General features: G+C 63.2%; 18 protein-coding genes. 10 read left to right on the top strand and 8 right to left on the bottom strand.

What is annotated here, in order from left to right; translation table 11 throughout:
• Positions 1-855: a class II glutamine amidotransferase gene (locus tag AC6JA3_RS01100; RefSeq protein ID WP_026548550.1), complete on the top strand. Its 855-nt coding sequence runs from the start codon at positions 1-3 to the stop codon at positions 853-855.
• 230 nt (positions 856-1,085) lie between these two features.
• A complete protein-coding gene (locus AC6JA3_RS01095; protein ID WP_026548551.1) occupies positions 1,086-1,709 on the top strand; it encodes a hypothetical protein in 624 nt (207 codons plus the stop codon).
• 80 nt (positions 1,710-1,789) lie between these two features.
• On the opposite strand, the gene AC6JA3_RS01090 is transcribed toward AC6JA3_RS01095, so the two are convergent.
• Entirely contained in the window at positions 1,790-2,215 is a 426-nt protein-coding gene (locus tag AC6JA3_RS01090; RefSeq protein WP_026548552.1) for a VOC family protein, read from the bottom strand.
• Between the two features lie 119 nt (positions 2,216-2,334).
• Here AC6JA3_RS01090 and AC6JA3_RS01085 point away from each other — a divergent pair, with 119 nt between their 5' ends.
• Entirely contained in the window at positions 2,335-4,311 is a 1,977-nt protein-coding gene (locus AC6JA3_RS01085; RefSeq protein WP_497919851.1) for an HNH endonuclease signature motif containing protein, read from the top strand.
• 171 nt (positions 4,312-4,482) lie between these two features.
• Here the strand turns inward: AC6JA3_RS01085 and AC6JA3_RS01080 are convergent, their stop codons facing one another.
• Positions 4,483-5,670, bottom strand: a complete 1,188-nt coding sequence (locus AC6JA3_RS01080) for a 4-hydroxybenzoate 3-monooxygenase (RefSeq protein WP_026543517.1) — start codon at positions 5,668-5,670, stop codon at positions 4,483-4,485.
• A 117-nt stretch (positions 5,671-5,787) separates the two neighbouring features.
• Positions 5,788-6,528, bottom strand: a complete 741-nt coding sequence (locus AC6JA3_RS01075; RefSeq protein WP_091553389.1) for an IclR family transcriptional regulator — start codon at positions 6,526-6,528, stop codon at positions 5,788-5,790.
• A 174-nt stretch (positions 6,529-6,702) separates the two neighbouring features.
• Here AC6JA3_RS01075 and AC6JA3_RS01070 point away from each other — a divergent pair, with 174 nt between their 5' ends.
• Positions 6,703-7,971 (top strand): MFS transporter, encoded by a 1,269-nt coding sequence (locus AC6JA3_RS01070; protein WP_497919850.1) that lies wholly within the window; start codon positions 6,703-6,705, stop codon positions 7,969-7,971.
• Between the two features lie 18 nt (positions 7,972-7,989).
• On the opposite strand, the gene AC6JA3_RS01065 is transcribed toward AC6JA3_RS01070, so the two are convergent.
• The 3 genes from AC6JA3_RS01065 to AC6JA3_RS01055 all read right to left on the bottom strand — a co-directional run bounded on the left by AC6JA3_RS01065 (position 7,990) and on the right by AC6JA3_RS01055 (position 10,353).
• A complete protein-coding gene (locus AC6JA3_RS01065; RefSeq protein WP_497919849.1) occupies positions 7,990-8,427 on the bottom strand; it encodes an Hpt domain-containing protein in 438 nt (145 codons plus the stop codon).
• Positions 8,420-9,238 carry a signal peptidase I gene (locus tag AC6JA3_RS01060; RefSeq protein ID WP_347782361.1) on the bottom strand — a complete coding sequence of 273 codons (819 nt, stop codon included), beginning with the start codon at positions 9,236-9,238 and terminating at the stop codon, positions 8,420-8,422. The genes AC6JA3_RS01065 and AC6JA3_RS01060 overlap by 8 nt, the downstream gene beginning before the upstream one ends.
• Positions 9,239-9,747: 509 nt before the next feature.
• Entirely contained in the window at positions 9,748-10,353 is a 606-nt protein-coding gene (locus AC6JA3_RS01055) for a TasA family protein (protein ID WP_223944119.1), read from the bottom strand.
• 229 nt (positions 10,354-10,582) lie between these two features.
• Here AC6JA3_RS01055 and AC6JA3_RS01050 point away from each other — a divergent pair, with 229 nt between their 5' ends.
• The 3 genes from AC6JA3_RS01050 (at position 10,583) to AC6JA3_RS01040 (ending at position 14,320) form a co-directional block, all read left to right on the top strand.
• Positions 10,583-11,338, top strand: coding sequence for a ZIP family metal transporter (locus AC6JA3_RS01050; RefSeq protein WP_026542687.1), 756 nt, complete (start codon positions 10,583-10,585; stop codon positions 11,336-11,338).
• A gap of 133 nt (positions 11,339-11,471) precedes the next feature.
• A complete protein-coding gene (locus AC6JA3_RS01045) occupies positions 11,472-13,862 on the top strand; it encodes a molybdopterin oxidoreductase family protein (protein ID WP_035761202.1) in 2,391 nt (796 codons plus the stop codon).
• Positions 13,859-14,320 (top strand): hypothetical protein, encoded by a 462-nt coding sequence (locus AC6JA3_RS01040; RefSeq protein ID WP_026542688.1) that lies wholly within the window; start codon positions 13,859-13,861, stop codon positions 14,318-14,320. Before AC6JA3_RS01045 ends, AC6JA3_RS01040 begins: the two co-directional genes overlap by 4 nt.
• Before the next feature lie 50 nt (positions 14,321-14,370).
• Here AC6JA3_RS01040 and AC6JA3_RS01035 read toward each other — a convergent pair whose 3' ends face one another.
• Positions 14,371-15,618, bottom strand: a complete 1,248-nt coding sequence (locus AC6JA3_RS01035) for a hypothetical protein (RefSeq protein ID WP_026542689.1) — start codon at positions 15,616-15,618, stop codon at positions 14,371-14,373.
• Positions 15,619-15,933: 315 nt separating this feature from the next.
• Here AC6JA3_RS01035 and AC6JA3_RS01030 point away from each other — a divergent pair, with 315 nt between their 5' ends.
• From AC6JA3_RS01030 to cls, 3 genes are read left to right on the top strand one after another with little or no spacing between them, the layout of a single operon-like run.
• Positions 15,934-16,311 carry a membrane protein gene (locus tag AC6JA3_RS01030; protein WP_026542690.1) on the top strand — a complete coding sequence of 126 codons (378 nt, stop codon included), beginning with the start codon at positions 15,934-15,936 and terminating at the stop codon, positions 16,309-16,311.
• Between the two features lie 43 nt (positions 16,312-16,354).
• The gene (locus tag AC6JA3_RS01025; protein WP_026542691.1) at positions 16,355-17,419 is read left to right on the top strand and encodes an AI-2E family transporter; all 1,065 of its coding nucleotides are present in this window, start codon (positions 16,355-16,357) and stop codon (positions 17,417-17,419) included.
• Positions 17,420-17,425: 6 nt separating this feature from the next.
• Positions 17,426-18,892 (top strand): cardiolipin synthase, encoded by a 1,467-nt coding sequence (gene cls, locus AC6JA3_RS01020; RefSeq protein WP_091554430.1) that lies wholly within the window; start codon positions 17,426-17,428, stop codon positions 18,890-18,892.
• A gap of 65 nt (positions 18,893-18,957) precedes the next feature.
• Here cls and AC6JA3_RS01015 read toward each other — a convergent pair whose 3' ends face one another.
• Positions 18,958-19,554 (bottom strand): DedA family protein, encoded by a 597-nt coding sequence (locus tag AC6JA3_RS01015; protein ID WP_347782360.1) that lies wholly within the window; start codon positions 19,552-19,554, stop codon positions 18,958-18,960.
• Between the last annotated feature and the right edge of the window lie 37 nt (positions 19,555-19,591).

Below are 19,591 nucleotides of genomic sequence, written 5' to 3'. Positions count from 1 at the left end.
ATGTGCCGTCTCTTCGGACTCCACGCCGGCCCCCGGCCCGTGCGGGCCACGTTCTGGTTGTTGGACGCCCCGGACAGCCTCTCGGTGCAAAGCCAGCGGGAGCCCGACGGCGCCGGGATCGGCACCTTCGACGCCGAGGGCAAGGCCCACGTAGCCAAGCAGCCCTTGGCCGCTTGGGAGGATCACGCTTTCGCGCGCGAAGCACGGGACCTGAAGAGCACCACATTCCTGGCCCACGTGCGGTATGCCAGCACGGGCGCGCTGACCATGGTCAACACCCATCCCTTCGAGCAGGACGGCCGCCTGTTTGCGCATAACGGCGTCCTTCACGGCCTCCCTCACCTCGAGCAGCGCCTTGCGGAACTCGGCGTGTCCAACCTCGTGCAGGGACAATCGGACAGCGAACGCCTCTTTGCGCTGATCACGGCGGAGACACGCCGTGCCGGGGGTAACGTAGGCGCGGGCATCACGGAGGCCATCACCTGGGTGGCCCGCGAGTTGCCGGTCTTCAGCCTCAACTTCATCCTCACCACGGCAACGGACATGTGGGCCCTCAGATACCCGGAAACCCACCCGTTGTATGTACTGGAACGTGGCCCCGCAGCATCACCACTGGACGCCCGGAGCAAGCGGATCCACTCTCGCAGCACAGACCTCTCCCGGTCCCCGCACGTCCTCTTCGCCACCGAGCCAATGGACGGCAACCCTGGCTGGCGTCCCATGGAATCCGGCGAACTGATTCACGTCGGGCCGGATTTGGCACTGGCCTCCACGGCACCGTTCCCCGAAGCCCCGGGCCATCTGCTCACCCTTGCCGATCTCGAACCGACCGCGGCGGCGTCGCAACAGCCCTGACCTCAACTGCGGCGGTCCGCGCCATAGGTGACGAGCGCACGACGGCGACCTTCCGCCGTCGTGCGCTTGCCACGTTTCCGGCGTATCACCCGGCAGCTGGCGTCGTTCGCGGGCGGCCGCAACGACATTCTTTTGCCGGTCCAGGAGTTTAGTAAGCATCCTTGCTTTCTGCTGGAAGGAGGTGTTTTGCTTGATGTACCAAAGTTCAGGCACCCGGACCAGGAGCTGACATGGCCGACGCATACGACACCGGATCAAGCACCCCCAAAGCCCGCAGGAACGACGTCGTCCAAGCGGAAAAAGAACGCTTTGGTGGCATCAAATGGGGCTCCGCCTTCTTTGGCTGGCTTACGGCGATTGGGATGACCGTCCTGCTCAGCGCCCTGGCTGCGGCGATAGGAGTAGGCGTAGGAGCGGCGAACCCGTCAGGTGCCGAGCAAGCAGCGGACCAAGCACGGCAGAACCCCGAAACCCTCGGCGTGGCCAGTGGAATCGTACTGGCCATAGTCCTGTTCCTGGCCTACTACTGTGGCGGCTACGTTGCTGGTCGCATGGCGCGCTTTGACGGAGCGAAGCAAGGGCTCGCCGTCTGGTTGTGGGGCATTATCGTCCCGATAATCGTGGCGATCCTCGCAGCAGTGGCGGGCAGCCGGTTCAACATCCTCGACGACCTCAACGGCGCACCCCAAATTCCCCTCGACGGAAGCCTGATGACGGCCAGTGGCATCATCGGATTGGTCATTGCCCTGCTCGTCCCCCTCGTCGGTGCCATCCTCGGCGGAAAGGCGGGCATGCGCTTCCACCGGAAAGTCGACCAAGCTGGTATTGACCACCGGACGGGCGTCGGTGGCTGAGTCCGGTTGGGTCCGGCTATGGCGGGGAGTTGGAGGCCGGTTGGGTCCGACTGAGTCCGGCTATGCCGGGTTGAGTCCGGCTATTGCCGGGGTTCGAGCTCCTGAAACACAGTTACTTGAAGCCCTTCAGGTGCTTCGAGCCGGGAGTTCAGCGACTTCCACGGGGTTTCCCTGGGTTCCGCAATCAAGGTACCTCCTGCTTCGACCAGCTCTTTGGTGGTCGCGGCTGAATCATCCACTTCGAAAGCGATGCGGAGCTTGGCGCTGGGCAAGCCGTCGGCCTCAACCTGGTCGATCATCCGCACCTGTGCACGGTTGGCGATCTCCAAAGTTGCACGACCCGCATCCAAAATGGTGACCCTGGCGTCCCCATCCCCCTCGAAGGCAGCCTGCTCGGTGAGGCCAAGGCCGTCCCGGAAAAATGCCAAAGCCGCTTGGTAGTCATCAGCCTCCACGACAAGGCGCAACTGACGGACGGGTGGTTTTGGACTTGGTTCTACAGTCATGTTGCTACGGTAGGTCCTCGCACTCCTCCCTCCCTCGAACAACATGGGTAGTGGTGCGGTTTTCCACATAGCGCGAATGGGGGATTCAGGCTGTTGGGCTGCCGTGACAGGCTTGATTTATGGAGGACACAGGGCAGATCGTGGAGCGACGGGCAGGTTTGCCCGGCGGCGACGAGGCGCCCCCGCTCATTCCGCCGTTCTCCTTCGACACGACCGCCCGAACTACAGCACGCCAACGCCCGACGCCGATGGTCACCCAAGTGGATTCCTCCCGCAATACCGGGCTGATTCCGCCGCTTGAGCCGCTGCCCGCGACTGGGAGACCGGCGCCCGAGGCGCCCATGCGCGGAGAAGTGCAGGACCCAATGCCCGGGAAAGTACCCGCGGGGTCGCCGTGGACTGATGTTCCGGCATGGGAAGCAACACTTCTTGAAGGTGCTGCCGCCGCGGATGCTTTGCGTTCCATGGCAGTCGATGAGTCACGGCTGTTTGGGTTTACTGAAGCCGCTGACTTCGCTGGCAGGGTGGAGGAGATCGCCCGCGTCCTGGAGTATGTCCAAGTTATCGCCGCCCATGCCGTGGAGCGGACGCGGACGGCAGCGCAGCAGTCGAGTCCGGGGGCGTTGTCGGCAGCGACGGAATGGCGGACGGGGTGGGTCGAGCCGGAGCCGGTGACGGAGCAGAGGCCTGAGGGCGGAGCGGCTTCCCAGTCCTGGACGGGAACCAGCAGCGCTCAGGCTGGCAGCGCTCAGGCTGGCAGCATCGAGACCGGAGCGAAAACAGGGTCCGAGGCAGGTGTTGCGGGATCGGGCGGTGTCTTGGATGACGGGTACCGGAACGCGGCTGAGTTCTTGCGGGCACGGTTGCGGGTCGGGATCGGCGAGGCCCGGCGCAGACTTGCCCTCGCCCCGGATGTCCTCCCCCAACCCGGCATGACCGGCCAGGACATCCCGGCCCGACGCGGGATCCTGGCCGAAGCCCTGGCCACCGGAGACCTGCCGTCCCGGCCAGCGACCATCATCAGCAGCGCCCTGGACAAAGTCCGGAACCTCACCGACGACGCCACCATCACCCGGATGGAACACGCCCTGACCAATACCGCAGTGGAGTCCGACCCGGACTTCGTCACCAGAATGGCCAAACGCTGGACCGACCGCATCGACCAAGACGGACCCGAACCTTCCGAAGAAGTCCTCCGCCAACACCAAGGCGCGTTCCTGCGCCGCCGACGCCGCTACGGCCTGCACCACATCGAAATCTTCGCCACCACCGAACAATACGAAACCCTCACCACCACCATGAACACCGCCACCAACCCACGCCTGACCAACACAGGCGCCGGCACGGCCATGGCCGCTGGTGCTGACCCCCGCGTTAGAGCTGGCACTGGGGCCGGTGCGGGTCTGAGTGCTGATGCTGGCTTCGGTGCTGATGCTGGCCCTGATGCCGGCGACGGCCCTGACCTTGACCGGCGCTCCCGGGCCCAGAAACTCCTGGACGGCCTCACCGGCGCCTGCAACCTCGCAATGACCACCGCGAAACTACCCTCCAACGGCGGACTCAGACCCCAACTCACCGTCACCATCGACTACAACGAACTCTTCGATCAACTCACCCAACACACCAGCACCGGTTTAGGCGCGGGTACAGGCACCAGCCCAGACACAGGCACAGGCACAGCGACGTTCGCCGGACCCATCCACCCCAACACCATCCGCAAAATAGCCTGCGACGCCGACATCATCCCCGTCCTGCTCGGCAGCGAAGGACGCATCCTGGACATCGGCCGCACCACCCGGATTTTCCCACCCCACATCCGCAAAGCCATCACCGCCCGCGACGGCGGCTGCGCCTTCCCCGACTGCACCATGCCAGCACCCTGGTGCGAAGCCCACCACACCACCTACTGGTCCCACGGCGGCACCACCTCAACACACAACGGCACCCTCCTCTGCAGCCACCACCACCACCTCATCCACAAAGAACAATGGCGGATCGACATGAAAACCGGCGTCCCCTGGTTCATCCCCCCACCCCACATCGACCCCCAACAAAAACCCCGACGCAACCACCACCACACACCCCAACGAACATAAACACCCATAGAACAACCACCAGCAGCGGCAATAGCACTCGGCACTGGCGCTGTTCGCGGTACTGATACTGGCACTGGCACTGGCGCTGCTAGCGGTACTGATACTGGCACTGGCGGGGAATCATGGTGGCCGGTATGCACCGCGGCGCGGCGCGATGACCCAACTGCCGGCTTAGCGCGAGGCCGGCCAGCCCGTGTAGGACTCCGCGAGGTACGCCTTGGCATGTTCGGATGTGACCACGGAGTGCAGTTCGCCGAGTTGGCGGGCCCGGTCGAAGTCGTCGGCTCCCGGCACAGTGTGCAGCATGGACGTCATCCAGTATGAGAAGTGCTGGGCCTTCCACACCCGGTCCAACGCGCGGTCGCTGTAAGAGTCAAGCAAAGCGGTGGAACCGTTGGAGTAGAAGGAATCGAGGCCCTCGAAGAGCATCTTGACGTCGTGGATGGCCAGGTTGAGTCCCTTGGCTCCCGTGGGCGGAACAGTGTGGGCTGCGTCGCCGGCCAGGAAGAGGTTGCCGTGCCGCATCGGAGTGTGGACGAAGCTGCGGAAGGGCAGGACCATCTTCTCCAGGACGGGACCTTCCTTAAGTTCGAACCCGTTGCCGTTGACGCGTTTGCGGAACTCAGTCCAGATGCGCTCGTCGTCCCAGTCAGCCACGTTTTCCTTGGGGTCGCACTGGAAATACATGCGCTGCACGGTTTCGGTGCGCTGGCTGATCAGGGCAAAGCCGTTTTCGGAGTTGGCGTAGATCAGTTCATCGGCACTGCGGGGGGCCTCGGCGAGGATCCCGAACCACGCGAACGGGTATTCGTGGAAGTACCACTTGCGGTTGGCTTCCGGGATCTGGAAGCGGCAGTGGCTGCGGGATCCGTCGGCACCCACGAGGAAGTCTGCCTGGATCTCGAATTCCTGGCCGTCCTCGTCCGTGAACCAAACCTTCGGTTTCCCTTCAAGGTCGTGAACTGTGGTGTCCGTGACGCTGTACCGGACGTCGCCGCCGTCGGCCTCCCGCTTTGCGGCGAGATCCATGAACACGTCAGTTTGCGGGTACAACCAGACGGATTCGCCCACGAGTTCCTTGAAATTGATGCGATGGCTCTCACCGTTGAAGCGCAGCTCGATGCCGTCGTGGCGGTCGCCTTCGCGCAGCACGCGGTCCGAAACCCCGGAATCAACCAGCAGGTTTACGGTGCCGTGCTCAAGAATTCCGGCTCGGACCGTTTCCTGGATGTCCTTGCGGCTGCGGATTTCCACCACTACCGATTCGACGCCTTGTTGGGCCAGCAAATGGGAGAGCATGAGGCCTGCAGGGCCTGCGCCCATGATGGCCACTTGGGTTGTGATGGGTGTGCGTGCCATGGTTGTTCCTCGCTTCGTTGCGTATCCCGGCTTGCTCGGAAGCGGGATGATTCTGGGATCAGTGTGGCCCGCATCGGGTGACTGGCGTTACATTGATTCCGTTGAACGGAATCGGGATCACTCGCCGAGTCGCCGTCCGATTCCGCGGGCTGCCGTTTGGAGCGCGGGGACCAGCGCCTGGAGCCGCATCTCCGCCAACGGGACAACAACACCAAGGGCCGCTACCGTGCGACGCTTCCCGTCCATGACCGGAACGGCGATGCCCCACGTATCGGGATCTACCACGCCCGCGAGTTGCGCGTACCCCTGTTGGGCCGCTTCGGCCAGGAAGTGACGCACGACGTCGGCCGTCACCTTTCCGGAAGGGTCCTGGAACTGCTCGAGGTACTCCGCCTGAAGCTCGCGGGTCTGGTGCGACATCAGGGCGAGCCCTGCCGAGGAGATGTGGACAGGCATCCTTCCCGCAATTTTCGCTCTGTTGGCAACCGATCCTCGCCGTGAAAGCCGTTCCACGAAGAGCGCTTCCCAGCCGTCGAGAACTGCCAGGTTTACGTTCTGGTTCAGAACCTGCTGGATATCCTCCATGAAGGGCATTGCGGCTTGGCGCAGGGCCAAGGTGGGCGAATTCCTGTTGACCAGTTCCCATAAACGGAGGCCAAGGCGCACCGTCCCGCCAGCACCAAGGTCCAACAGCCTGTGCTCGGAGAGTTGGCGGACCAGCCGATGAGCCGAGGACAGTGGGAGCCCGGACCGTTCGGCCAGCTCGGTTAATTGCAGCGAGGTCACTCCCTCCGGGAAAGCCTCGATCACCCGCACTACGCGGTCAACCACGGAATCTCCCGATGCTGAGTTGGCCACGACGCGCTCCTTTGCTTCCCGACCGGTGCTACAGCGCACCGGTGGACACCTTCCATTCAATGGTAGAACGTGTGCCACGCAACATCGCGCGGTGATACAACTCTCATGACCGACCGAACGTTCTTTGGCCAGGAATCAACAAGCCAGAGTGAACAAAGAAGTACTGAGGACGCTATGCCAACGATGCCATCTGCCCGCCGTTCCCAATGGCCTGTTTGGCTTTGCTGGCTTGCCATGGTGCTGGACGGCTTCGACCTCGTGGTCCTCGGAACGGTGATCCCCACACTCATCAAGACAGGCGAGCTGGGTTTCGACGCGGTTGGAGCAACCTTCGCCGCCACCATCTCCTTGGTCGGCGTGGGTCTTGGAGCACTCTTTATCGCCCCGCTGTCGGATAAGCTCGGGCGCCGCAAGCTCCTGATCGCCTGTGTGGCCGGCTTCTCGGTGTTCACCATCGGCGTCGCCTTCGCGCCGAACGTTGCCGTGTTCTCCCTGCTCCGGTTGCTCGCCGGCCTGGGATTGGGCGCATGCCTTCCGGCGGCCTTGGCCTACATGAACGACTACGCCCCGGCGGGCTCGGCAGGAAAATCAACAACCCGCACCATGACCGGCTACCACGTCGGTGCTGTAGCAACTGCCCTGCTGGCCATCTTTATTGTTCCCAATTGGCGGCTCATGTTCATCATCGGCGGCGTGGCTGGGCTTGTACTGTTGCCCTTCCTGTGGGCCAAGCTGCCGGAATCGCTCCCGGAAGCAGCTCCCGCCAAGGCGGACGCGGACCCGAAGGCAGCAGCCGCCGTCGAACAATCAGCGGGCCCCAAGCCAAAGACCGGCTTCCGCGACCTCTTGCAGAAGCCCTATCCAATGGTGGCGGTCGGCATTGGCATCGCATCGTTCATGGGGCTTCTGCTGGTCTACGGGCTCAATACGTGGCTGCCGCAACTGATGGCGGCTGCCGGGTATCCCGTGAGCACCGGCCTGACGCTGTTGCTGGTCCTGAATGTGGGCGCAGTCGCCGGACTGTTCCTCGCCGGATTCCTGGCCGATAAGCATGGGACCAAGAAGATCGTGCTCGTGTGGTTCGGTTTGTCGGCGGTCCTGCTGGCCATCCTCAGCGCGAAGATCCAGAACGAATTCCTGCTCAACACCGCCGTCTTCGTAACGGGGGTCTTCGTCTTCAGCTCCCAGGTGCTGGTTTATGCCTGGGTCAGCCAACTGTTCCCTGCAAGGCTTCGAGGGACTGCCTTGGGCTTCGCTGCAGGAGTTGGCAGGTTGGGAGCAATCGTTGGTCCTGCAGTGACGGGGACGTTGGTGGCCGCGAACATCGCCTACCCTGCAGGTTTCTATGTGTTTGCTGCCGCCGGCCTGCTCGCGGTGGCAGCACTCTTCCTGGTGCCGCATGAAATCAAGGCCGCCGACAACTCCGTACCGGCCCGCCACTAGCCCCTCTCATCCCGGGGATTACCCCCGGCTCAAGTTCCCAGGACCTTTGCACAAAGACTCCTGCACCTTCACGAGCAATTTCGGACCTGCCGCGAAGCAGTGGTCCGTGGAGTTCTGAAGGGCCGGGAGTGCCAGAACCGCTGAATCAAAGTGATCGTCACGGATCATCGACTCAATGGCACGGCACTGGTTTTCTGTCTCCACAGCCCCCACCATGGCGGAGGAAATCTTAAGGCTCAGCACCGCGTCCATGCTGGCATCGGCATCATGCAGGCACAGTCCGTTGGAAATTCTGAGGATCCTGCCGGGCAGCATGCTCAGGTATGTGGAGAGGAAACTGACGGCCGGCGCGGAGTCGCCCAATTCCTCAGCCAAAGCTTGCAATTTGCAGGTCTCCAGGACAGATTCCGACGACGTCCGGCCCTGTTCACCGTGTCTCCCCGTCAGGTCACTCACTACTTGCTGCCTTGGGCTCTGCAGCACCTTCCGGTGTTGTCTTGGTGGGGTTTTTGGTCCAGATGGAGGCGAGCATTCCGATGACCAGGATGCTGGGTGCGCCGTACATCAGGATGTTCATGATGATGGGTTGGCGCAGGGTGCGGATGGCGTTGCCGACGCCGGGGATGGTGGCGACGTGTTTGTCCACGGTGGTTCCTTGGAGGGTGGCGATCCAGGGGTCGATGCCGTTGTTGGCGTCGCCTTTGGTTTGGACTGCTGTGCCGCCGTCGGCTGTGGGGGTGATTTCGGTGATGCGGTGGGTTTCCACGCGTTGGTCTTCGACCGGGATGTGGTAGGTGATGACGTCGCCTGTTTTGATGTCCGTGATGGGGGTTGGGACGGTGACGACGATGTCGCCGGGGTTGATCATGGGTGCCATGGAGCCGGTGAGCATGGTGGAGGTTTGGTAGCCCAGGACGCGGGGGCCGATGGCGAGGAACAGGAACACGAGGGCGGCGAGGACCAGCATGCCCGCGCCGATTCCCTTGGCTGTTTTACCGGCGACGCGACGGAACGTACCGGCAGTGCTGGTGTTCGGTGTGGCCGCCGCGGACTGCTGCACAGCGGCCGGCGTCAGTGTCGGTGCGTCTGCTGCGGCCTGCTTCACAGGGGCAGCCTCAGGGGCGCAAGGGACGACGGCGACGGCGGCGACGGCGACGGCGGCGACGGCGACGGCGGCGGGCTGGTTCTCGACCCCGGCCAGGGTGCTCTTCACGGCGGAACGCCGGCCATGGAGGGCTGGTCCGTTGATGCTGGTGAGGGTGCTCATGTCCTGGCGTTCCTTTCGGGGATGGTTCGACTTCTCTCGAGGAGTCTGTAGCTGAGTCTGTCTGGCCCCGCTCAGGCTTTCTGCGGAAAATACTCAAGTCTGGCTCAGGAATACAAGGGACCAACGAAAAATACCGGCGGACCTGATCGGGCAGGGGGGCGCCCGACCAGGCCCGGCGGGGCTTGGTGGTGTTTCTCTTGCTGCGGTCACCGAGGCTTTAGGGCGCCGGGGGTGCGGACGCTCGCGGCTCCGACGCTGCAGGCTCGGACACTTGAGGCCTCAGACGCTGCGGGCTCTGACGCTGGCGGCGCTGGGGCTCTGACGCTGGGAGCGCGGACGCTGGTGGCTCGAACACCTAGGGCTATTCAGACTCTGCGGGCTATGGCACCGCAGGCCATGCCCGAACTCTGGAAAAGTCCACCCCCGCGACCGGGGCTGATCGGGCTGGGGTAGTGAATCCGATCAGACCCGGCGGGGGTTGCTGGGTGTTCTTGGTGTTACTGGTGGTGTTATTTGGTGGTTTCGGTGCGTTGGGTGCCGGTGAAGGAGAAGGCGAGGGTGGAGGTGGCGCCTTGGAAGGTGTTGTCTGCGGTGGCGGGTAGGGTGGTGGTGACTTTGAGGTTGTCGGTTTTGGTGGAGGTCAGGGAGGTCAGGTTGTTCAGGACCTTGTTCGCTGTGATGACCGGGCCGTTGGCCAGGACGGTGGTTTTGGTTCCGGCGCAGGTGTAGGGCGCTGCGGTACCGGTCCAGGCCACGGAGCAGTTCTCGATGCTAAGTTGCAGGCCGTTGGTGGGGTCGGTGGTCAGCAGGGAGGCGGTGGCGCCGGCGGAGGTGGTGAGGGTGACGTTGTTCAGGTCGGAGTTGCCGGTGTTGGCCAGGGTGACGAGTTTTTCGGCTTTGTCTCCGGGGAGCATGCCGGTGACCGGGACGTTGAGGGTGTTCGCGGCTCCGGTGCCCAGGGCGATGGTGACGGTGCCGGCGGTGACGGCCTGGGAGGCGGAGGTCGAGGACGTGAACGCACCGTAGGTGCCCATCCCGGCGACGGCGGCTGCGGTGCCGACCAGTGCGACGGAAGCGAGGATCTTGCCGGAGGTGGTCTTGAGGCTGATGGCCATGGGAATCAGTGTCCTTTCGGTGGGCCACCGTGAGACCGGCCGGCCTGTTCTTTGGTGTCTGCCTGACTGGCTGACAAGAACTACTGTGCCGGGGCAGGATCAAGAACAAATCCTGCAAACCCGCAACACTTCCTCAGGAAAAACTCAAGACTCCCCAAACCCCACCAACCCCGTGTGAAACACTGCTTGATGCATGTGAATGGCCGTAGAAGCCGTGGAAAGGGACAAAATGCCGATGTGGCTGCAGGCTTTGTTGTGGGGAACGCTGGCGGGTGGCGCCTTGGTCCTCGGGGCCGGCATCGCCTGGCTGTGGAAAGTACCGCCCAAGATTGTCTCCACGGTAATGGCTTTCGGTGCGGGTGTGCTGATCTCCGCCCTGGCCTTCGAGCTGGTGGACGAAGCTGTCCAAGGCGGCGGGCTGATCCCCACTGTCCTTGGGTTCCTCCTGGGTGCCTTGATCTTTGTGGGCTCGAACGTTCTGTTGGCACGCGCCGGAGCTAAGCACAGGAAGCGATCCGGCGGCACGCAGCCATCCGAGAAGGACAGCCCCGGCAGTGGAACTGCCATCGCCATTGGGGCGCTGATTGACGGCATCCCCGAATCTGTGGTTCTCGGTGTCGGACTCCTCGCCGGGGGCGCGGTCAGCCCGGCCATGCTCGCCGCTGTCTTCATTTCAAACGTTCCCGAGGGCCTGTCCAGTACTGCCGGCATGAAGAGGGCCGGGCGGAAACCGGCGTATGTTTTTGGCACCTGGATTGCCATCGCAGTTTTCAGTGGGCTGGCCGCCTTGATCGGCTACACGGCACTGGAGAACGCCCCGGAGAGCGTCATTGCCTTCATTACCGCCATTGCTGCCGGTGGGATCCTGGCCATGCTTGCGGACACCATGATTCCCGAGGCGTTTGAAGAACACCACAACCTCACAGGGCTGACGGCCGCCGTCGGGTTCCTGAGCGCCTTCACGATCCATCACGTTGGCGGCTGACCGGGGCCACAATCCCACCATCCCACCGGATTAAGCGCCGTAGCCAGCGGATAAAGCACCGTAGCCACTGGACGAATGCTAAGCATGCTGATAATTCTGGAGTAGGCAGTACAGCAAGCAAAGAGGTGGAATCATGGTGGATCGCATCGCCGATATCTGGGGGACCCGAACCCCGTTCCCGGGTGGAGGCGAGTGGCCGGAACGCGCGGACATCGCCCTCGCCGGCGACCTGACAGAAGCCGACGTCGATCATTGGGTCCAGTCCGCCTGCGTGCTCTGCAGCAACGGTTGCGGGTGCGACATTGCGGTCAAGGACGGCGTGATGGTGGGAATCCGTGGCCGGACGCAGGACAGGGTCAACAAGGGGCGGCTCGGCCCCAAGGGGCTGTTCGCCAGTTGGCAGGGCGTAGCCAACAAAGACCGCCTGACCCAACCCCTCATGCGCGAAAATGGGCGCCTGGTGGAAACAGACTGGGACACGGCGATGACCCGGATCGCGAACCAGAGCGCCAAACTCCTGAAAGACAAAGGACCCCTTAGCCACGGTTTCTACACCAGCGGCCAGCTGTTCCTCGAGGAGTACTACGCCTTGGCCGTGATCGGTAAGGCCGGCATCGGGACGCCCCACATGGACGGCAACACCCGCCTCTGTACTGCAACTGCGGCGACAGCACTCAAGGAGACCTTCGGGGCTGACGGCCAGCCGGGGGCGTACGAAGACATCGACAGCTGCGATGCGGTTTTCCTGTACGGCCACAACATGCCTGAGACCCAAACCGTCCTGTGGTCAAGGATCCTGGACCGGCTCGAGGGTCCCACCCCGCCGAACTTGGTATGCGTGGACCCCCGGAACACCGAGGTGGCCCGTCACGCGGATGTGCACCTGGCCGTCCGCCCGGGGACCAACCTGGCCCTGATGCACGCCCTGGTCCGCGAAGTCCTGCATAACGGATGGCACGATTCCGCGTACATCAACCAGCACACCCTGGGGTTCCCGGAACTGGCGAAGACCGTGGAGGAATGGACTCCGGAGGCCGCGGCCGAGGTGTGTGGAGTCAATGCAGACGACATCCGGGCAGCGGCGCGCATCTTCGGAACCTCCACCAACGTGCTGTCCACCGTCCTTCAGGGTTTCTACCAGTCCTCCCAGGCCACGGCCTCGTCCTGCCAGGTCAACAACCTGCACCTGCTGCGTGGCATGCTCGGCCGGCCGGGTGCGGGCCTGCTTCAGATGAACGGGCAGCCAACCGCCCAGAACAACAGGGAATGCGGGGCCGACGGCGACCTGCCGGGCTTCCGTAACTGGGGAAACCAGGACCACATCGAGGAACTGGCAACCCTTTGGAACGTGGACCCTGCGATCATTCCGCACTGGGCACCACCCACGCATGCGATGCAAATCTTCCGCTATGCCGAGCAAGGCTCCATCAACTTCCTCTGGGTTTCGGCAACCAATCCCGCAGTATCGCTGCCGGAGCTTCACCGGATCAGGGAGATCCTGGCCAAGCCGGAATTGTTCCTGGTGGTTCAGGACCTTTACCTGACAGAGACGGCCGAGCTGGCCGACGTCGTCCTTCCTGCCGCGGCATGGGGCGAAAAAACCGGGACCTTCACCAATGCCTCCCGGGTGGTCCACCTCTCCGAAAAGGCCGTGGAACCTCCCGGAAACGCGCGCAGCGATTTGGATATCTTCCTGGACTATTCCCGGCGCATGGGCTTCACCACGCTGGACGGCGATCCGCTGCTGACGTGGCAGGGGCCGGAGGAAGCCTTTGAGGCCTGGAAGGAATGCTCACGTGGACGGCCGTGCGACTACACCGGCCTGAGCTATGGCAAGCTCCGCGGCGGAAGCGGTATCCCCTGGCCATGCAACGACCAGCATCCTGAAGGGACCACCCGCCTTTACGGCGACGCCAGTTTCCCCAGCGACCCGGACTACTGCGAAAACTATGGCCATGACCTCCTGACGGGAGCCGAGGTCGGGGAAGAAAAGTACCGCGCCGATGCACCCTCCAGCCGCGCCTGGTTGAAGACCACGGAGTATCACCCACCACATGAAGAACCCGACCATGACTACCCCCTCCGTTTCACCACAGGACGAACCGCCTACCATTTCCACACCCGCACCAAGACGGCCCGTTCACGGCAACTGAACGCTGCCGCCCCGCGGATGTGGGTGGAGTTGTCGGTCGGGGACGCCACAGCGCTTGGCATCTCGGAAGGCGATATTGTCCGGGTAACGTCGCGACGAGGCATGATCGAGGCACCGGTCCGCGTCAGCGGCGTCCGCCAAGGAACGATCTTCGCCCCCTTCCACTACGGTTACTGGGATTCCTCGCAGGATGGCGCCGGCCAACCGCACGCAACAGCCGCGAACGAGCTCACCATCACCGAGTGGGACCCCGTATCCAAACAACCGATCTTCAAGAATGCGGCAGTGAACGTGGAGAAAATTCGAAGCGGAAACGGCCCGGCCCCTGCACCGAACACCACAGCTTCACGTCCCGCAGGAGGGCCGCTGTGAACCTTCACCTCTACCTAGGGCTCCTTCACAAGGGCGAACGTACCCTCGCAGAATCCTTCCGGCAGGTTTCCTCCGGCCACGGCGCGGAACCTGATATCCATTTCCTGTGTCAGAGCCTCGCCAAACAGTGCGACCACCACCAGGAGCTCCTGCTGCCAGTGGTTGAGCGCTACGGCGAAGGAACCTCGGATGACGAACCCGAGCGGCTCCACGCAGAAGGCTTGTCCGGGACGCGGAGCGGACCTGTTGGCATGCTCCGGGATCTGCAGGACCTGTATCTGTTGGCCAGCCTGGTGGACGTCACGTGGACCATGATCCACCAAGCGGGTTCGGCCCTTCGCGACCAGGAACTGCTCACCATCGTTGAGGAATGCCACCAGGAGACGCAGGTTCAGCTCCGCTGGCTGCAAACCAGGATGAAGCAGGCAGCCCCCCAGGCGTTGCTCGCCGCCGACTGAGACCCTCGTCGCCGACTGGTACCCGCGCCGCCGACTAAGACCCCCAAGCCTTAGTGGGGCAGCAGCCCAAGCAATGGCAAGGCAACCGCCGTCGACACTGCCATGGCGGCGGTGTTCCCGATCACCGGGTGAAAACCGGCAGGCAGCCTGGCTGAAACCACCCGGGCGATCGGCGGCGCAAGGACGGCTCCCAGCACGGCCCCACCGACCACCGAGGACCACGAGCCCCCGTAGGCCAGCACGGCGGCAGGGGCAACGGACACTACCGACGCATACGTTGCCGCCCACCCGCCGTCGCGGTACCAGCGCTGCCAGAGAACGACGCCGATTCCCGAGGTCAGCGCCTGGGCGAACAGTATGTGGGGCAACAGCTGCGAACCGTAGGACGGCAATCCCGGGTTAAGGACGAACGCCACAGCCGCGGCCATGATCACGCCGGCTCCGGCGATTTCATTGGCAAAGAAGTGCGTTTCGGTGAAGTCCTTGAGCACCCGTCGCGCACCCCATCCGGCGTCGTCGCGGAAAGTGCGGTGAACGCTCGACGGCGGCCGGTGCTGTTGGGCTGGCAGGTCCGGCTCCCGAAGGCCAAGCCACGGCAACCGCCTTGCCACCATGAACGAGGCAACGGAACCTATGGACATCGCCAGGACGTTTGCCACCACCACGGGCAAGCCGAGGGGCCCGGACACCACGGGAATGAGCAGCAAAGCCAGGGGCGTTGTGGTGGCTGCTCCCAGGACGGCGCCGGTGACGCACGTCTTCCAACCGCCTCCGTACAGAATGACCATTGCGGGAGCGACGCAAACAAATGGCACGAACGTTGGCTGCCACCCGTCGTCGAGCATCCATCCGAACGCCAGGTTGGACAAGAGCAAACTCAGCGACGCCGACGCGAGCACCCACGGCCAGAGGCCCGTCCCATAGCTGATCGAACCCGCCCAGGTCCTCGCCCGCTTTGCGGCCAACCATGCCACGGCCGCGCCGGCCAGGAGACCGAGGGCGGCGAGATCCGACGCGAAGAACAAGGGCTCGGTCATGTCACTCAGGAACCAACGCAACGCCGGGAGCGGCGAGTCTGCTGCAGCCTCCGGCCAACCTGCGTACACGGGACCAAGCCGGGGCGACTCCTGCGCGAACGTGTGCAGGATTAACGCAAACAGCCCAACAATTGCCGCCATGGAAAACGCCCCTACGGCCACCGCCGTCGAAGAACGGTCCGGCGCCGGCACCTGCCCTCGGGTATCGGCGGTTTCCGGGGTGCGGTCAGCAGTTGGGCTGGTGGAGGAAGAGTGCGTCATTGGGACCCTGGAACGTGCGGTGGTGTGTGGCTTTGAGCAGCGTAACCGACCTCCTGATGCGCACCGCAACGGGAAGGTTGTGGGGACTTTGTGACCGCACCGGGCAACGGCCCAGCCACCGGTCATCCGGCCAACCGGCCCCCGCTCACCCTTAGTGGGTGATCTTTCCATCCAATCGTTGCCGATCCCGGGAATGGCCGGCCCCGGAGGGTGCGGGCGAATCGAGAATGGTGCTGTGGTCCCGCCGGGGAACGGGTCCCTTGCCGGATGACGACGGCCCTGCCCCAGGGCCGAACGAACGATGGGAAAGACACCATGAACTTCTTGGAATCGTTGTGGAGCATCATTGTCGCTTTTTTCTTCATTGCCTATTTGATCCTCCTCTTTCAGATCATTTCCGATCTTCTCCGCGACAAAGCATTGGGTGGCGGCGTGAAAGCCCTCTGGATTCTGTGCTTGTTCGTGGCACCGTTCATTTCTGCCCTGATCTACGTCATCATGCGGGGCAAGGGAATGGCCCTTCGCAGCGAAATGCGCGTCCGTGAATCAGTGGAAGAAGCCGAGAACTACATCCGGGAAGTAGCCGGCGCCCCTACGCCCACCCAGCAGATCGAATCAGCAAAAGCGCTGCTCACCGCAGGCGACATTACCGAAGCGGAGTACGCCCGCCTGAAGCAGCTCGCATTGGCCTGATCCGGTGACGGCCCGCCATCCACAGACAGCCGAAAGGGTCCGCATGACGCGATTGAAGGCATTCCCACTGCTGGAGGGCGGTCCGTTCCGCTTCGGACTCGTAGCGGCGCTGGGCGTCCTGGTTGCCTTGGCGTTGGGTTCTGCGGTCATCACGTTGCGGTATTCGCTGACGTTGATCTTCGCGGCCTTATTCATCTCCTTGGGACTGTATCCCCTGGTCCGCTGGCTGGAACGCTGGAAACTCTCCCGCGGCGGGGCCGTGCTCGCGGTGGCCGTCGGCTTCCTGGTGGTGGTGGCGCTTCTGATCCGTTTCGTGGTCCCTATCCTGGTGGAGGAGGGTGCCGCGCTGGTCCGTTTGCTGCCGTCCAGTTTCGACGCCGTGGGCGAACAGGAGTGGTTCCGGGACGTCAACGGATCACTGGGCGGAGCGTTGACCCCGCTGCTGGAATGGCTGGAAACCTCGGCGGCGGATCCGAACGTCTGGCTGGCCATTGGCGGTGGCGCCGTGCAGGTTGGCTACAACGTGGTGAACGGAACTTTCGCCGTGGTTTTCGTGGTTGTCCTGACCCTCTATTTTGTAGCAGGACACGAGGTCATGAAATCCAGCCTCTACGCCTTGGTTCCTGCATCGCGCAGGGAATCATTTGCAGATATTGCCGAAACAATTATTGCCTCGGTAGGCAAATACCTGAGCGGCATGTCGATCCTGGCCCTGTTCAATGCGGTCTTCACCTTTATCCTCCTTTCAGTGGCCGGGGTCAGGTACGCGGCAGTACTGGCCGTCCTGGCATTCCCCATCACCCTCATCCCGCTGGTAGGCAGCGCGATCAGCACCGCCATCATGACCGTTGTTTCCCTCTTCACTTCCCCTTCAACGGCGCTGGTTGTTTTCCTCGTCATGCTGGCTTATATGCAGATTGAGGCATACATCCTGACCCCGCGCGTTGTGGGCAAAGCGATCAGCATCCCGGGCTCGTTGGTCCTGATCGGCGCGATGATAGGCGGGACGCTGCTGGGCCTGTTGGGAGCGCTGATCGCCTGCCCCACCACAGCCTCCATACTGCTGATCATCAAAAAAGTGGTCATCCCGCAGCAGAATGCCAAGTAGCCCAACGTGCAAGGACTACTGAACGACGCCGATGCCGTCGCCTTAATCCTGTTGGCGCTGCACATCGTGCTCGGAGCTGTTGCCGCCGTGATGGTTTCAGCCAACCGGAAACCATCGTCCGCCATTGCCTGGGTGCTGGCGATCATCTTCATTCCCTATCTGGGCACCGTGGCTTTCCTGCTGGTTGGCCGCGGCAAACTCCCCAAAGCCCGGCGTGAGAAGCAACGCTTGGTCAACGAGCTGATGCTTGGACGCACGCCCGGCCTCTCAGCAGTCAGCCACAGTGATGACTGGCCCGCCTGGCTGCGTTCCGCCGTCGAACTTAACCTCAGGCTCGGCGCGCTGCCCATGGTGGGCGGCAACCGTGCCGAGCTGTTGGAGGACTACAGCGGGTGCTTTGACCGCATGATCGCAGACATGGACTCCGCTGAAGAGTACGTGCACGTCGAGTTCTACATTCTGGCGCTGGACCCCACCACATCGCCGTTTTTCGATGCCATGGCCCGTGCCCGCCAACGCGGCGTGGTTGTCAGGGTGCTTTTTGACCATCTTGCAGCGGTTGGCGGCCCCAAGTACCGGGACATGCTCCAGGCTTTTGAGGACATGGGCGCCGAATGGCACGCCATGCTGCCCCTGCGGCCCTTCAAAGGCCAGTGGCAGCGCCCGGATCTGCGCAACCACCGGAAACTGGTGGTGGTGGACGGAAAGGTTGGTTATACCGGCTCGCAAAACCTGATCGACGCCTCCTACAACAAGAAACGGAACATCCGGCGCGGCCTCCAGTGGCATGAGCTGATGGTCCGGTTGGAGGGGCCGGCGGTGCGTGAGCTCAACGCCGTGTTCGTCACGGACTGGTACAGCGAATCGGAGACGCTGCTGCCGTTGGATACTTCACCGGTGATCCTTGGCTCGGAACCGGAGCTCATCGACGCCCAGGTCCTGCCCAGCGGCCCAAGTTTCGACAACGACAACAACCTCAAGCTCTACACCACGCTCATCTATAAGGCCGAGCACCGCGTGAGCATCACCAGCCCTTATTTTGTTCCGGATGAAGCCATCCAGCTGGCCATTGTCACCGCTGCCTCGCGGGGCCTGAGCGTGGAGCTCTTTGTTTCTGAGGTGGGCGACCAGGCCATGGTCTACCACGCCCAGCGCTCCTACTATGAGGTCCTGCTGAGGGCCGGAGTCCGCATCTACCTGTACCGGGCCCCGCAGGTCCTGCACGCAAAGCACTTCACCATTGACCACGACGTCGCCGTCATTGGATCCAGCAACATGGATGTCCGCTCGTTCAGCCTCAACATGGAAGTCTCGGTGCTGGTCCACGGCCGGTCCATCGTGGACCGGATGAGGGCTGTGGAGGACAGCTACCGGGCGGCGAGCACGGAGTTGTTGCTGGAGGACTGGTTGCGGCGGCCGCTGGGCCAGGTGGCCTTGGACAACCTGGCACGGCTGACGTCCTCGTTGCAGTAAGTGGTGTCGCCGCGCAGTAAGTTGCAGCAAAGGGCTGCCCCGCGCATCAACATGGCCGGATCCAGTCAGTCGTCCAGTTGCAAATACCAGGTCACGGCTGCACTGATACCCCTGCCCAGCAGCAGCGAAAATGCGATGGCAATGACCACGGCGAACTCCGTGGAAAGCCCGGGCAGAAGCCCGGACAGGGCACCAATCCCCACCGAGTAGGCGGACCACAGGATGCCCGCAGCTACTGAGTAGAGGACAAACCTGCCACGCGGGACCGGGGTGATGGCGCTGGCTACGTTCATGGTCAGCCGTCCGAGCGGAACAAACCGCGAGGTCAGGACCCAGGAGGCGGAGTGCTTGGATAAACGTTCCCGGGAGGCATGCAGGGCCTTCTGCGTCCGCGGACCCTGGAGGATCTTCCAGTTGGCCATGTCCCTGCGCCTGACCAACTCGTACGCACCGAGGTCTCCGGCAACCGCTCCTGCCAGCATGGCGGCCACCAGGAGGTAGCCGTTGGGAAGGTTGTCGGTAGCGGACAGCGCCCCCAAAGCCACAAACAGGGACGTGGTGGGGATGGGCGGGAAGATCGCCGACAACGCCACGAACATAGCCCCAAGCGGGTACACCCAGCCTGAATCCGCGGCACTCATGATGTCCTTGAAAGCCTGCACGGTGAAACCCCCTTCCGGGCTTCGCCCAAGCGTCCCA

The sequence above is a fragment of the Arthrobacter sp. TmtSoilC79 genome (genome assembly GCF_059739405.1).
This window is presented reverse-complemented; position numbering and strand designations above follow the sequence as displayed.

Coding starts and splice junctions, on each gene's coding strand:
- AC6JA3_RS01100 (WP_026548550.1), top strand. CDS start 1: ATGTGCCGTCTCTTCGGACTCCACGCCGGCCCCCGGCCCGTGCGGGCC.
- AC6JA3_RS01095 (WP_026548551.1), top strand. CDS start 1,086: ATGGCCGACGCATACGACACCGGATCAAGCACCCCCAAAGCCCGCAGG.
- AC6JA3_RS01090 (WP_026548552.1), bottom strand. CDS start 2,215: ATGACTGTAGAACCAAGTCCAAAACCACCCGTCCGTCAGTTGCGCCTT.
- AC6JA3_RS01085 (WP_497919851.1), top strand. CDS start 2,335: ATGGAGGACACAGGGCAGATCGTGGAGCGACGGGCAGGTTTGCCCGGC.
- AC6JA3_RS01080 (WP_026543517.1), bottom strand. CDS start 5,670: ATGGCACGCACACCCATCACAACCCAAGTGGCCATCATGGGCGCAGGC.
- AC6JA3_RS01070 (WP_497919850.1), top strand. CDS start 6,703: ATGCCAACGATGCCATCTGCCCGCCGTTCCCAATGGCCTGTTTGGCTT.
- AC6JA3_RS01060 (WP_347782361.1), bottom strand. CDS start 9,238: ATGAGCACCCTCACCAGCATCAACGGACCAGCCCTCCATGGCCGGCGT.
- AC6JA3_RS01055 (WP_223944119.1), bottom strand. CDS start 10,353: ATGGCCATCAGCCTCAAGACCACCTCCGGCAAGATCCTCGCTTCCGTC.
- AC6JA3_RS01050 (WP_026542687.1), top strand. CDS start 10,583: ATGCCGATGTGGCTGCAGGCTTTGTTGTGGGGAACGCTGGCGGGTGGC.
- AC6JA3_RS01045 (WP_035761202.1), top strand. CDS start 11,472: ATGGTGGATCGCATCGCCGATATCTGGGGGACCCGAACCCCGTTCCCG.
- AC6JA3_RS01035 (WP_026542689.1), bottom strand. CDS start 15,618: ATGACGCACTCTTCCTCCACCAGCCCAACTGCTGACCGCACCCCGGAA.
- AC6JA3_RS01030 (WP_026542690.1), top strand. CDS start 15,934: ATGAACTTCTTGGAATCGTTGTGGAGCATCATTGTCGCTTTTTTCTTC.
- AC6JA3_RS01025 (WP_026542691.1), top strand. CDS start 16,355: ATGACGCGATTGAAGGCATTCCCACTGCTGGAGGGCGGTCCGTTCCGC.